We start from the raw sequence: 13,731 nt of genomic DNA on the forward strand, positions 1-13,731 counted from the left end.
AGGATGACATATGAGATTAGATAAATTTTTATCCAACTTAAAACTTGGAAGTAGAAAAGATGTAAAGTTTATGGTTAAAAATGGGGATGTTACTTTAAATGGTAACCCTGTATATCAATATGATATGAAAATAGACCCGAACTATGATAAAATATGCGTTAAAGGTGAACATCTTTACTATAAAGATGATATCATCTTAGCTTTTTATAAACCTGTGAATTATTTATCAAGTAATAAAGATAATATACATCCTGTTTTATTTGATTTAATAAAAAGTCCATATGACAGGTTAGACCTAAAAATAGCTGGTAGACTGGATCTAGACAGTGAAGGATTAATGATTTTATCAAATAATGGTCAAATTATTCATGAAATTACACACCCTAAAAAGAAAGTTATTAAAGTCTATGAAGCAACGCTAGATAAAATATTAAATCTAGAAGATGCAAATAAACTACTTTTAGGTGTTGAATTAATTAATACAGATGGTAGCACATATTTTGCACAAGCACTTAATCTAACTACAATGGATAGTGTTGCAACAATTTCAATTGATGAAGGTAAATTTCATCAGGTAAAAAAAATGTTTAAAAAAATTGGTTATGAAGTAATCAATCTAAAAAGAATTCAAATTGGTGCACTAAAATTAAACTTAGAGCCCGGAAAATATCAAGAGATCTCAATTGATGATATATTTGGAAGGTAGATTTATGGAAATACAAAGAGTAGCCTATATAGTAGATTTTAAAGGCAAAGAAGTACCTAAAAAATTAAGCAAAATGGATGTAAATTTAGCATATGTGTCTAAAAAAGGAAACTATGCAGTTGTTTACTTTGATAAAAATAAGGGAGAAAAAATGTTAACTTCTCACTTAAAAAACGTCAAAGGCTTTATTCGCATCTATCCATCTCTTACTTTTAATGAAGAAGCAAACATTTCTTAATGGTGTTAACTAAAAATACTTGACACCTTAAAATAATGTGATACAATAATACAGGACAAAAAGAATTAAGGAGAAAACAAATATGGCAGTTAAATTACGTTTACAACGTTTTGGTAATCATAAAAGACCATTCTACAGAATTGTTGCAGCAGATTCAAAAGCACCAAGAGATGGTAGATTCTTAGATATTATAGGAACTTATGAACCAATCAAAGGAACAGTTGATGTGAATAGTGACAAAGTTGTTGCTTGGTTAAACAACGGTGCACAACCAACAGATACAGTTAAAAGTTTATTCAAAAAGTTTAATGTAGTAAATAAATAATTATAAAAGGGGGTCATACATATGGCAGTCGATTTTGCAAAGTTAATCAAACAAATAGTAACGCCATTAGTGGTTTCCCCAGATGATGTTTCCGTTAAAGTTTTATCTGAGGATAATCAACTTGTACATATACAATTGTTAGTCAATAACCAAGATCTTGGAAGAGTCATTGGTAAAGGTGGAAAAATTGCATCAGCAATACGTACAATTGTTTATGCGGGTGCTTCAAAAGCTGGAAAACGCGTGCACTTAGATATTGACGCATATTAATTAGATGTTATATTTAATTGGTAAAATCGTTAGCACCCATGGCATTAAGGGTGAAGTTAAAGTTCAATCAATTACTGATTTTAATAGATTTTTTGTAGGTAGTAAGGTAATTATTAACCAACAAGAAATGACTATCAAAACAGTTAGAAGACAACAAGACTTATATTTAATTTCATTTGAAAACTTTCCAACATTATCTGAAGTAGAGCACTTAAAAAAACAAGAAATATATACAAGTCAAGAACCTGATGAATTATTAGAAGATGAATTTCATCTACCTCAATTAATTGGTCTTGATGTATATGCCCAAAATAATTATTTTGTAGGTAAAGTAATAGAACTTGTCGAAGTGCCACAAGGTTATTTACTAAGAGTCAAAAAAGACGATGGTCAATATAAACTCATCCCATTTGTAGATGTCTTTATTAAAGAAGTTACAGATGAAAAAATCGTTATCGATGCAATTGAGGGACTCATATGATCATAGATATTATTACAATATTTCCAAACTTTTTTGATCAATTCTTAACCACTTCAAAAATCAAACATGCAATTGAGGATAAACGTGTTGAAATCAACATACACGATCTTAGATTATATACAGATTTAAAAGGTGGAAAAATTGATGATACACCATATGGTGGTGGTGCAGGCATGTTAATGATCTATCCGCCATTTCATAAATTACTTACTAAACTAAAAACTAAAGATACATTCACAGTATTCTTATCTCCTCAAGGTACAGTCTATAACCAAGCGCTTGCCACAAAATGGAGTGAAGAAATTAAGCACCTCATATTAATATGTGGGCACTATGAAGGAATTGATGATAGAATTTTAAATTTAGTTGATTTAGAGGTAAGTATTGGTGATTATGTATTAACCGGTGGTGAAATACCTGCAATGGTTATTGCAGATAGCATTATCCGTTTAATACCAGGTGTAATTAATAAAGAATCTTACATTGATGATTCACATCAACAAGGACTATTAAAATACCCACAATATACTAAACCTGATGAATATATGGGACATAAAGTACCTGATGTATTAAAATCAGGACATCATGAAAATATTCGTTTATGGCGTTTAGAAAAAAGTTTAGAAAAAACATACTTAAAAAGGCCTGACCTATTAGAAAATAGAGTCATGACAAAAGAAGAAACAAAAATCTTAAATAAAATTAAGAAATCAATTGAAACAAAATAATGTTTCATGTATAATCAAAAAGGCACGCTGGTCCGCTAAGTAATATGACTTATGAACAGACGTAGAATAAGGAGAACTATTATGGCAAAACTAAAAGGACAAGCTTTACTAACTGAAATTACATCTAAATACATGATCGAACGTCCAAAATTTAACGCTGGAGACACTGTTGGTGTTTACGTTAAAATTGTGGAAGGTGCAAAAGAAAGAATTCAGTTATTTGAAGGTCTAGTAATTAAACGTCAAGGCGGTGGCATTGGCGAAACATTTACTGTACGTAAAATTTCAAATGGTGTAGGTGTTGAAAGAACATTCCCAGTAAACTCACCAAGAGTTGATCGTATTGAAGTTGTAAGATATGGTATCGTACGTCGTGCGAAATTAAACTATATTCGTACATTAAGCAAAAAAGCAGCTAGAATTAGAGAAAAAAAGCAAAAATAATTATATAAAAAGTTCGTCATTTCAAATGAAATGGCGACTTTTTTTAGATTATAAAGCCATTAATGTTACATTATGAAAATTTTTTCATTTTGTTACATTTAGTATTGTAAGCACTTCCATTTTATGATATAATTATCATAATTAAAGGAGTGATATCTATGAGTAACGCAACTATTTATGACGTTGCAGGGGCTGCTGGTGTCAGCTTAGCAACAGTTTCTCGAGTTTTAAATTCACCTGAAAAAGTAAAAGAAGAAACAAGATTAAGAGTTTTAAAAGTAATTAAAGAACTAGGTTATCGACCAAACGTTATTGCACGTGGACTTGCAAGTAGAAAAACAACAACAGTTGGTGTTGTAATTTCTGATATTACAAGAGCATCCGTTGCAGAAATGCTTGGTGGGATTGCTGATATTGCTGAAAAATATCACTATTCAATTAAATTATTTACCATTCATGATGAATCTGATGTATTAGATACACTACAAAACATTGTAGCTGAACAAGTTGATGGTGTATTATACTTAAATGATGAATTAAGTGATAAAGATGTTGATTTAATCAAACGTATGTTTAATGATAATAAAATACCTTATGTATTCGCAAACGTTGCAACATCCGATCCAATTGTACCTACTGTAAGTATTGATTACGTTAAAGCAGGCTTCGAAATTACTAAAAAATTAATTGAAAAAGGCTGTAAAGATATTTATTTATTAAGTACAGCAAGACGCTATAGTGTTAATGATAAAAAAGAAGAAGGTTATACTAAAGCAATGGTTGAAGCAAAACTTGAACCAATGATCTTTAGAACAAGTGGTGATACAAACATCAATAAACCACACTTTGAAACATTCTTTGCAGATATTCATGTAGATGGTGCTATTGCTGTTAGAGACTCTATTGCAGTATCGTTTTTAAATACGGCAATTAATAATGGTAAAAGTGTACCTGAAAACTTAAAAATTGCAGGATTCCAAAACACTAAATATGCAGCTTTAAGTCGTCCAGAGTTAACATCTATTGATATACCAGTATATGACATTGGTGCTGTATCAATGAGACTACTTACAAAACTGATGCAATCTCAAGATGTAGAAAATACAAGAATTATCTTACCTCATCGTATTATTAATAGACAATCAATTTAATCAATCGATAATATTAGTACAAGTAGTTTATATAAACTTATATAGAGATCTAATGGCTGGTGAAAATTAGAAGTTAAATATATCAAACAAAATACAACTAATGGAGATTACATTACTAAATGAGTGCACAATTTTTATTGTGAACTAAGGTGGTACCGCGAATTATTAAGCATTCGTCCTTAGACTGATTTTTTCAGTTTAAGGACATTTTTTATTTAAAAAAGTATGAAAAGGAAGTCTTAGAAAATATGGATTTATACAGTAAATTAGAATATAGAGGTATGGTTAAAGATGTTAGCCAACCCGAACTTGCAAAAGATTTATTAAATAATAAAAAAATTAAATTTTATGTAGGATATGATCCAACAGGTGAATCATTAACAGTCGGACATTTAGTACAAATCGTACGTATGCTATACCTACAAAAACACGGACACATACCGGTTGTTTTAATAGGTGGTGCAACAGGTTTAATTGGAGATCCAAGAGAAACCAGTGAAAGACAATTACTGACTTTAGAAAAATCTTTAGAAAATGCACAAAAAATTGAAACTCAAATTAGAAAACTAATATCAGGTAATGTAATGTTTGTAAATAACTATGATTGGTTATCAAAAATAGATTTATTTACTTACTTAAGAGATTTTGGTAAATACTTTAATGTATCTTATATGATACATAAAGATACTGTCCAAAAACGTCTAGAAACAGGGATTTCATATACAGAATTTTCATATATGATTCTACAGTCAATTGACTGGCTAAAACTATATCAAAATGAAGATGTCAAAATCCAGTTTGGTGGTTCTGATCAGTGGGGTAATATAACATCAGGATTAGAATTAATTAGAAAAGTTGTTGGTGAAAATGATGCAGTAGGACTATCAAGCCCGCTATTATTAAAAGCAGATGGTACTAAATTTGGTAAATCAGAATCAGGCGCTTTATGGCTTGATGAAAACCTTACTAGCCCATATGAACTATATCAATATTTCTTAAATAGTAGTGATAGTGATATTGAAAACTTCTTAAAACTATTAACTATTTTAGAAAAAGAAGAAATTGATGAAATACTTTTAGAGTCAAGTAAAAAACCTGAACTTAGATATGCTCAAAAGCGTTTAGCAGAAGAAGTTGTAAAACTTGTTCACGGGAAAAAAGCATTAGAAACAGCATTAAGTGTTACTGAAGCATTATTTAGTGGTAACTTTGAGGATTTGGATATGGATGCATATCAAACGTTAGAAAAAGTTTTAGATACAACACTGATTCATAATGAAAATATAGTTGAGACACTTGTTTTATCAAAACTTGCTCAATCTAACCGTGAAGCTAGAGAGTTTATTTTAAATGGTGCTGTAAGCATTAATGGTCATAAAATTACAGAAGTAGATTATATTGTTAATACAACACCTAGAACATTTAAAAACTATAGTATTATACGAAGAGGAAAGAAAAAATACGCATTAATCGTATTTAGATAAATATATGGATATTATATTATATAACCCCCTATCTAATAAGGGTAAAAATGTTAAAATTGCAGAAAAATTAGAGAAACAATCAAACAAAAAAGGCATAAAATCTCAAATTTTAAATTTACTCGATATTCATAATGTTGAATCTTTTTTAAGTGCATATAGTAGTGATGATAGAATTATTATTATTGGTGGTGATGGTACATTAAATAGAATTGTTAATCAGATCAATGATACCGAAATTTTACCTCAAGTTTTTATGTATAAAGCAGGTACGGGTAATGATTTTATTAGAAGCGTTAAAACAAAGGGTAAGTTTGTAGATATTAAACCATATATAAAAAACCTACCAACTATTGAAGTAAATGGTAAAACTGAAAAGTTTTTAAATGGTGCTGGTGTTGGATTTGACGGTTTTGTTTGTTATAACGTTAATGTTTCAAAAAGTGCTAAAAACAAATCAAATTATTTTAAAAATGTATTTAAATCATTCATAAATTATAAACCCGTTTCTGCATTAATTGATGTGGATGGTAAGGTATTTGAGGAAAATAAAGTATGGTTTGTAACAGCAATGAATGCACAGTTTTTTGGCGGAGGGATGCGTCTAGCACCAAAAATGCGTAGAGACAAAGACTACTTAGAACTAGTAATTGTTAAAAAAATCCCTAAATGGTTATTAATTATACTTTTTCCTTCAATATATTTAGGGCTACATAGATTTTTATATAAGTATGTTCAATTTTATCAGGGAAAACGTATCAAAGTAGAATTATTAACGGATAGTTATCTTCAACGTGATGGTGAACATGAATATCCAGTTCGAAAGTTTGAAGTAAATAAATAATATAAAAAAATAGAAGTAACCGCTTGGTTACTTCTTTCTTTTTAGTCCGATTTTATTTAGTACTTTAGCCATTTTTCTTGATGCAAACATTTTTGCTTTCATTGCACCTTGATCTAATATTTCATCTAATGTGTTTGAAGCTATTAATTCATTATATTTAGTTTGAATATTGCCAATATGTGAAGCAACAATTTCAGCTAAGTCTATTTTAAATCCTGCATAGGATGTTTCATTTTTATATTTTTCAACAATTTCTTCAATACTTAAATTTGTTAGTGCAGAATAAATTGTAAGTAAATTAGAAATACCTGGTTTATTTACTTCATCAAAGTATATGGAAGTGTCTGAATCTGTGACAGCAGACTTAATTTTGTTTTTAATTTGATTTAAATTGTCTGATAGAAGAATATATGATTTTACAGATAAATCATTAGACTTACTCATTTTTTTAGTTGGATCTTGAAGATCTTTTATTTTAGCACCAACCTTAGTAATATATGGTTTAGGTACAACAAATGTATCACCATATTGACTATTAAAGCGCTCTGCAAGTGTTTGGGTCAGTTCTAAATGTTGTACTTGATCTTCACCAACAGGCACAATATTTGCATCATATAATAAAATATCAGCAGCCATTAAAGCAGGGTATGTTAAAAGCGATGTACGAACACCTTGTTCCTGGTTACGGCGTTTTTCTTTAAACTGTATCATACGCTCCATTTCACCAATATAGGCTGTAGATTCCATAATATAACCTAGTAATGCATGCTCCATAACCTCTGATTGCACAAATAGATTGACTCTATTAGGATCTAGGCCACAAGCAATATAAAAAGCTGCAATCTCTTTAATGCGTGATTTAAGTAGTTGTTTGTCTTGAGGTGTTGTAATTGCATGAAGGTCAGCAATAAAAATAAAAAATTCTGTGTCTGGTAATTCGTTTTGTAGCTGTACAAATTGTTTAATTGCACCAATGTAATTACCTAATGTAAGTTCACCGGTTGGCTTAATGCCTGATACGAGTCTGTTCATAATATATTCCTTTCTTAAGAAAAAAACGTCCTTAAAAGTATAAAACTTCTAAGGACGATTTTGTTAATCGCGGTACCACCTTAGTTCACAATATTAATTGTGCACTTTAGATTTAAATTTATAAGCTCCAAGGTCCATTCACTTTAATTAACATCCTAAACTTTCAGCATTATGTTTAGGTCTCTTCTTAATGTCAAATTTTAAAGTTACTTGTTCTTATCATCGCTTAGCATATATTTTACTTGTTTTTTATACTTTAGTCAACTTGTAAAGTTATTCATTTAATAAAATCTCAAGTTGATCAAGTAATGATTCCATACGTTTAACAACAGATAGGAATGGATCTTTCTTTGTTAAATCTGCACCAGCAATTTTAGCTTCATCAACCGGATACATAGAACCACCAGTTTTTAGCATCTTTATATAGTTATCAAATGCATTGGGTTCATTTGATTTGACATTGTCATAAATTTTTAGAGATGCACTAAATGCTGTTGCATATTGGTATACATAAAATGGTGTATAAAATAGATGAGGTATATATGCCCACACATATTGTTTCCCAGGTTCTTTAGTAATATCAAGATCATAATAATGTTTATATAAATCAATCATGATTTGACTTAATGCTTTTTCATTTACAGGTTTACCTTCTTGAACTAATTTATTTGCTTCATATTCATAAGTAGCAAATAAAGTTTGACGGTAGAAGGTAGAATGAATATTATCAATTGCTATAGATAATAGTTCTATTTTTTCTTGCTTAGAGGTTGATTTTTCTAGTAAATAATCTAATAAAGCATGTTCATTAAATGTAGATGCAATTTCAGCAACAAAGATTGTATAGTCACTAATTGGCATTGGTTGTGCTTTATCTGAGAAGATTGTGTGTGCACTATGACCTGCTTCGTGAGCTAGTGTAAATACGGCATCTAAAGTATCATTATGGTTTAGTAATATAAATGGATGATGTCCATAAAAACCAGAAGAATAAGCACCTGAGCGTTTACCATCTTGAGGTAAAACATCAACAAAGCCATCTTTAATTGCATCTTTTTGATTTAAAACAAATTCTTCAGGAAAATCCTTAATAGATTCTAAGAATAATGCTTTTGCCTCAGTATATGGATATTTTTTACCAGATTTTGCAAGAGGTAAGAATCGATCATAAGTGAAATATTCACTCATTCCTAAAGCTTTTTTTCTTAGAGTAATATATCTTTTTAAAGTATGAGTATTTTCATAAGCAACATCTTTTAAATTTAGGAATACACTTGTAGGAATATTATTATTAAATAATGCAGCATCTAAACTGGATTCATATCCTCTATTTTTTACATTTGCAGATAATTGTTGTAAGACTAAGTTATATGTAGCAGCAAACGCTGTTTTATTATCTACATATCTTTTGTATAAAGCCTCAAATATTACTTTTCTATCTTCAGGAGTTTTAGCATCTTCAATTAATGCTCTAAATTGTGGTTGTGAAACTGTAACTTCTGACCCATCTGATAATGTTACTCTTTCATCAACTCTATCAATTGTTGAAAGTGCTTGATATAAAGATGTTGGAATTGTTCTAATTGGTGAAAAGTTTGAAAGAAGTTCCTCAGATTTATGATCTAAGATGTGCTCTTGACCTCTAAATAGTTTTTGATATGGGAATTTAAATGGTTTTAAAAACTCATCTTGTTCGACAAACGATAAAACCTTTTCTTCACCTAAACTAATAATTTCAGGAGAAATAAATGCAGTTTTTTGAGATAGTTCAGATAAAATTAAACCTACTTGTTGGTTCATTTGCATTTTCTTAGTATCTTTTAAATTAAGATCACTACCTAAATGTGCATAAGCATAGACCTTATATAGTAACTTAGTTAATGCCTCATCAAATTCATGATATTTTTTGAAAAATTCAAAATCACCAAGTTTTCCTTTGAAGTCTTCAAACTTAGAAACTTCGCTTTTTAGTATATTAAAATCTTTTTCCCAAGCTTCATCATTTGGATAAAAGACCGATAAATCCCACTTACTCATATTAAATACCTTCCTTAAAATAAATTATAGTAATTATAACAATAAAATCATAAAAATGGAAAGAAAAGATATAAATTATCGCAGTTTTCCGCTCTGAATACGTTTTCAGTTGGCTCTAAAAAATAATTTTGGCAGGTACTATTGTATTATGTTTGACAAACCGATATAATAAAACTACACACTTTTATGTTAAGAAGTTGTTATAAAAGGAGGACTAAAGATGATTACAATTTATACGACTCCAAGCTGTTCATCCTGTCGAAAAGCAAAAAAATGGTTAGATGAGCATAAGGTTGCTTATGAAGAAAAAAATCTATTTAACCATAGAATTGAAGATGCAGATATAGAAATGATGCTTCATCATGCTGAAAATGGTTTTGATGATATTATTTCAACACGTTCTAAAGTTTTTAAAGAACAAGAATTAGAAGTTGAAGATATGTCGGTATCTGAATTAAAAAACTTTATTATTAATCACCCTTCTGTTTTAAAACGTCCAATTATTGTGGATTCTAAACGTATGCAGGTTGGATATAATGATGAAGAAATTAGAGTATTTATTCCTAAGCGTTTAAGAGAAATGATTATGCGCGAAAACTCAGAAGAAGATTTTACCCACTATGATGATACATTAAATAGATATTTTGCATCAATTAATGGAGAAGATTCAAAAAAAGATTAATTAGATAATAAAAGTGCTTCCTTTCATGGAAGCACTTTTTTAAATGTTATAAGTCAATTATGCAAGCAAGAGCACGTTCGCTTTTTCTTTTTGTTTGTTCGAAAGTGATTTGAAATTTTTCTAGCATTTTATTAAATGTTTCTAAACCAAGCTCAAAATGATCTGCCTCAAACTCGAGTTCATAATCTTTTCTTCCGCAATACTCATTATAATCAAGGAATAATACACCACCCATATAAGGTGTAGATGCTCTAAAGTTGTCTAAAGATGTTTGGAAAAATACGTGGTAGTCGATTTGTTCGAAAAAATCTCTAGTATGAAATCCATTTTTTTTCATGGATTTTGCTTGCTCTGGGGTGATCAATACATGATACTCAAAAGCACCTGTTTCACTCTGAGATTTTAAAGTTAATTTAAAAGTTTCTTTCTTTTGTCTAATTCTTAGAACCATAGATTTTTTGTTTAAATCTAGTTCATTGGTATCAAAATAAAAATTTGTTTGTTTAAATACGTTTTCCTCTAAAGAAAAAGCACTAATTAGCTCTTCGTATTTATCTTTAGAAATGCGTGTTTTAAATTCAATTTCAACATTCATATGCATTATACTTTACCTCGCATTTATGATTATATCATATTCAACATAAAAATTAAATATACGAACATTATGTTAAGTAAACGTTTACAATCTTAATTTGCAAGCAATTAAAAAAAACTATGATAAAATAAAGGTGAAAAAAATTCAAACATAATTAGGAGGAATTGAATATGGCTATTAAAGTAGCAATTAACGGATTCGGTCGTATTGGTAGACTAGCGTTTCGTTTGATGGTTGAAAATCCAGCATTTGATGTTGTAGCAATCAACGATTTAACAGATACAGAGACACTAGCATACTTATTAAAATATGATACTGCACAAGGTCCATTCCGTGGACACGAAGTTTCAACAAATGGAGATAAATTAGTTGTTGATGGTAAATCAATTACTGTTTATGCTCAAAAAGACCCAGCTGAATTACCATGGGCTGAATTAGGTGTAGATGTTGTATTAGAATCTACAGGTCTATTCACATCAGCTGAAAAAGCTGGCTTACACATCAAAGCAGGTGCTAAAAAAGTAGTAGTTTCTGCTCCAGCAACTGGTGAAGGTGTAAAAACAGTTGTATTTAACGTAAATGATGACATCTTAGATGGTACTGAAACAATCGTTTCAGCTGCATCATGTACAACAAATGCTTTAGCACCAGTAGCTAAAGTATTAGATGATAACTTTGGTATCGTTAAAGGATTCATGACTACAGTTCATGCTTACACAAACGACCAATCATTAATGGATCAACCACATAAAAAAGGATTTATGTCAAGACGTGGACGTGCTGCTGCTACAAGTATTATTCCTTCATCAACAGGAGCTGCTGCTGCAATCGGTTTAGTATTACCTCAATTAAAAGGTAAATTAGACGGAACAGCTTTACGTGTACCTACAATTACTGGTTCAGTAGTTGACTTAACAGTTGAATTAAAAAAGGAAGTAACATTAGAAGAAGTAGATGCTGCATTTAAAGCTGCTGCAAATGATACTTTACAATATCAAGCTGATCCAATCGTTTCAGCTGACGTTATTGGTTCACACTTCGGTTCAATTTATGATGCAAACACAACTCAAATCTTAAAAACAGATGCTAAATTTGTTAAAGTTATGGCTTGGTATGACAATGAAATGTCATATACTGCACAATTAATTAGAACAATGTCAAAAATTGCTTCTTTAAACAAATAATTTAAAAATAACAATCTATATGACCCCGTAGCCGTTAGGTTGCGGGGTTTTATAGTTTGCTCCTTTTTCCTTGTAAAATAATAAGTGAAAGACTATAATTAAATTATGATTTTTTATCATACAATTTTAATTAAAAATACACCATTAAAAATTGTATTTTTATACTGAAGGGCGAATATATGAAAACTTTAATTAAAGAGGTTCTTGCACTAGATAAACAAGCTCAAGCCAAAATTGAAAGTTTAAAAAAAGAAAAAAACGAGTTATTCTTAATTTTCAAAGAGATGAAAGAAGAACTTAGTTTACAACAAAAAATAGAACTTGAAAAACAAACCAAACAACTAGAAATAGATGCGAAAGTATTATTTGATGAACGATTAAAACAATATACTGAAAAATCAAACATTAAAGAAGCCAAAATCTTAGAACAATATGAAGCAAACAAAGATAAATGGCTTGAAGATTTAATGTCTTTTATTTTAGGTGAAGAAAATTGATTGGCGCTCATAATGCATTAATCACTAAGATTAAAACGATTCATTCAAATGATCTATCCTCTAATGATTATTTAGAACTTGTAAAAAAACGTTCTATTACAGAGATTGCATCTTATTTAAAAAAACATCCCGGATATATAGATACCTTAGGAAAAATACCTGAAGGCAGTTTAAATCGTAGCCGTTTAGAAAGTTTGATTCGTCGTCAAAAATTTAATCAGATGATGCGTATCATTAAATTTTTAACCATGAAAGATCAATCTTTTTATTTGGTAAGTTTACTTCATCAGGAACATGAAGTATTGCTAGCGATGATTCGTTCATTTATCTCTAGTGAAAATTATGATGTAGTTAAAGAACTACCTGTTTATTTTAATAAGTATTCTAAAATAGATTTTGAAGCTATATCTAAAACAACTAACCTACAAACTTTAGTTGAAAACTTAGTAAATACTAAATATTATGATATGTTAAAACCATATGAAAAGATTAAAAATGAAGATTTAAAATACTATGAATTTGAATCTTTATTTGAAGCAGATTATTATAATTATGCTTTTGAACATATTAATAAACATTTTAAAGGTAAACAAAAACAAGCCCTTGAAAATGTTTTTAAATCTCGCATTGAAATAGAAAATATTACAAAAATATATCGTTTAAAGAAATTTTATAAAGTGTCTAATTTGGAAATCAAAACAATGCTTATCATACCAAATCGCTTAAGTGAACAAAAATTAGATGAATTACTAAAAATTGAGGACCCAAATTTAATTCTAACTAAAATTATACAAATGGGTGATAAAACCTTTGTTGGTGATAAAGATCAAATATATTTAGAATATTTTACAGATCATATGCGCTATAAAATAGCAAATAAGTTAATGTATTACAGCAATCATCCATCCGAAGTATTTCTCGGATACATGATTTTACAAGATTTAGAAGTAAAAAATCTAACACACTTAATTGAAGGTATTCGATACCAAATACCTGAAGAAGAAATACGTACAATGATGGTATTTTAAGAGGTAGA

General features: G+C 29.4%; 17 protein-coding genes and 1 other annotated feature. Of the genes, 14 read left to right on the top strand and 3 right to left on the bottom strand.

Annotated features, from left to right (window positions below):
* The first annotated feature begins 10 nt into the window (after positions 1-10).
* The 10 genes from G324_RS0105800 (at position 11) to G324_RS07390 (ending at position 6,668) form a co-directional block, all read left to right on the top strand.
* Positions 11-706, top strand: coding sequence for a pseudouridine synthase (locus G324_RS0105800; RefSeq protein WP_025725448.1), 696 nt, complete (start codon positions 11-13; stop codon positions 704-706).
* 4 nt (positions 707-710) lie between these two features.
* On the top strand, positions 711-944 hold the full coding sequence (locus G324_RS0105805) for a YlbG family protein (RefSeq protein WP_162146948.1): 234 nt from the start codon (positions 711-713) through the stop codon (positions 942-944).
* 82 nt (positions 945-1,026) lie between these two features.
* Positions 1,027-1,269: a 30S ribosomal protein S16 gene (gene rpsP / locus G324_RS0105810; RefSeq protein WP_025725450.1), complete on the top strand. Its 243-nt coding sequence runs from the start codon at positions 1,027-1,029 to the stop codon at positions 1,267-1,269.
* Between the two features lie 21 nt (positions 1,270-1,290).
* Positions 1,291-1,539, top strand: coding sequence for a KH domain-containing protein (locus G324_RS0105815; RefSeq protein WP_025725451.1), 249 nt, complete (start codon positions 1,291-1,293; stop codon positions 1,537-1,539).
* Between the two features lie 4 nt (positions 1,540-1,543).
* Complete coding sequence (gene rimM, locus G324_RS0105820) at positions 1,544-2,020, top strand: ribosome maturation factor RimM (RefSeq protein WP_162146949.1); 477 nt, start codon at positions 1,544-1,546, stop codon at positions 2,018-2,020.
* Positions 2,017-2,748: a tRNA (guanosine(37)-N1)-methyltransferase TrmD gene (trmD, locus tag G324_RS0105825; protein WP_025725453.1), complete on the top strand. Its 732-nt coding sequence runs from the start codon at positions 2,017-2,019 to the stop codon at positions 2,746-2,748. The genes rimM and trmD overlap by 4 nt, the downstream gene beginning before the upstream one ends.
* Positions 2,749-2,829: 81 nt before the next feature.
* The gene (rplS, locus tag G324_RS0105830; RefSeq protein ID WP_025725454.1) at positions 2,830-3,192 is read left to right on the top strand and encodes a 50S ribosomal protein L19; all 363 of its coding nucleotides are present in this window, start codon (positions 2,830-2,832) and stop codon (positions 3,190-3,192) included.
* 158 nt (positions 3,193-3,350) lie between these two features.
* Positions 3,351-4,343 (top strand): LacI family DNA-binding transcriptional regulator, encoded by a 993-nt coding sequence (locus G324_RS0105835; RefSeq protein ID WP_025725455.1) that lies wholly within the window; start codon positions 3,351-3,353, stop codon positions 4,341-4,343.
* A gap of 248 nt (positions 4,344-4,591) precedes the next feature.
* Positions 4,592-5,827, top strand: a complete 1,236-nt coding sequence (gene tyrS / locus G324_RS0105840; RefSeq protein WP_025725456.1) for a tyrosine--tRNA ligase — start codon at positions 4,592-4,594, stop codon at positions 5,825-5,827.
* Positions 5,828-5,831: 4 nt separating this feature from the next.
* A complete protein-coding gene (locus tag G324_RS07390) occupies positions 5,832-6,668 on the top strand; it encodes a diacylglycerol/lipid kinase family protein (protein WP_025725457.1) in 837 nt (278 codons plus the stop codon).
* A gap of 27 nt (positions 6,669-6,695) precedes the next feature.
* Here G324_RS07390 and trpS read toward each other — a convergent pair whose 3' ends face one another.
* Positions 6,696-7,700, bottom strand: coding sequence for a tryptophan--tRNA ligase (gene trpS, locus G324_RS0105850; RefSeq protein WP_025725458.1), 1,005 nt, complete (start codon positions 7,698-7,700; stop codon positions 6,696-6,698).
* 47 nt (positions 7,701-7,747) lie between these two features.
* Positions 7,748-7,932 (bottom strand) — a binding site (T-box leader).
* A gap of 41 nt (positions 7,933-7,973) precedes the next feature.
* Complete coding sequence (gene pepF, locus G324_RS07395; RefSeq protein ID WP_035357552.1) at positions 7,974-9,737, bottom strand: oligoendopeptidase F; 1,764 nt, start codon at positions 9,735-9,737, stop codon at positions 7,974-7,976.
* Between the two features lie 220 nt (positions 9,738-9,957).
* Here pepF and spx point away from each other — a divergent pair, with 220 nt between their 5' ends.
* Positions 9,958-10,419 carry a transcriptional regulator Spx gene (gene spx, locus G324_RS0105860; RefSeq protein WP_025725459.1) on the top strand — a complete coding sequence of 154 codons (462 nt, stop codon included), beginning with the start codon at positions 9,958-9,960 and terminating at the stop codon, positions 10,417-10,419.
* Between the two features lie 46 nt (positions 10,420-10,465).
* Here spx and G324_RS07740 read toward each other — a convergent pair whose 3' ends face one another.
* Positions 10,466-11,020, bottom strand: a complete 555-nt coding sequence (locus G324_RS07740; protein WP_025725460.1) for a CYTH domain-containing protein — start codon at positions 11,018-11,020, stop codon at positions 10,466-10,468.
* Positions 11,021-11,184: 164 nt separating this feature from the next.
* On the opposite strand from G324_RS07740, the gene gap reads away from it, so the two are divergent.
* The 3 genes from gap (at position 11,185) to G324_RS0105880 (ending at position 13,723) form a co-directional block, all read left to right on the top strand.
* Positions 11,185-12,198 carry a type I glyceraldehyde-3-phosphate dehydrogenase gene (gene gap / locus G324_RS0105870; protein ID WP_025725461.1) on the top strand — a complete coding sequence of 338 codons (1,014 nt, stop codon included), beginning with the start codon at positions 11,185-11,187 and terminating at the stop codon, positions 12,196-12,198.
* Positions 12,199-12,377: 179 nt separating this feature from the next.
* Positions 12,378-12,695 (top strand): hypothetical protein, encoded by a 318-nt coding sequence (locus G324_RS0105875; RefSeq protein ID WP_162146950.1) that lies wholly within the window; start codon positions 12,378-12,380, stop codon positions 12,693-12,695.
* Positions 12,692-13,723 (top strand): V-type ATPase subunit, encoded by a 1,032-nt coding sequence (locus tag G324_RS0105880; RefSeq protein ID WP_025725463.1) that lies wholly within the window; start codon positions 12,692-12,694, stop codon positions 13,721-13,723. Before G324_RS0105875 ends, G324_RS0105880 begins: the two co-directional genes overlap by 4 nt.
* Positions 13,724-13,731 lie beyond the last annotated feature (8 nt).

Origin of the sequence: Acholeplasma granularum ATCC 19168 (assembly GCF_000526235.1) — a bacterium.
Taxonomy (GTDB): Bacteria; Bacillota_I; Bacilli_A; order Acholeplasmatales; family Acholeplasmataceae; genus Acholeplasma; species Acholeplasma granularum.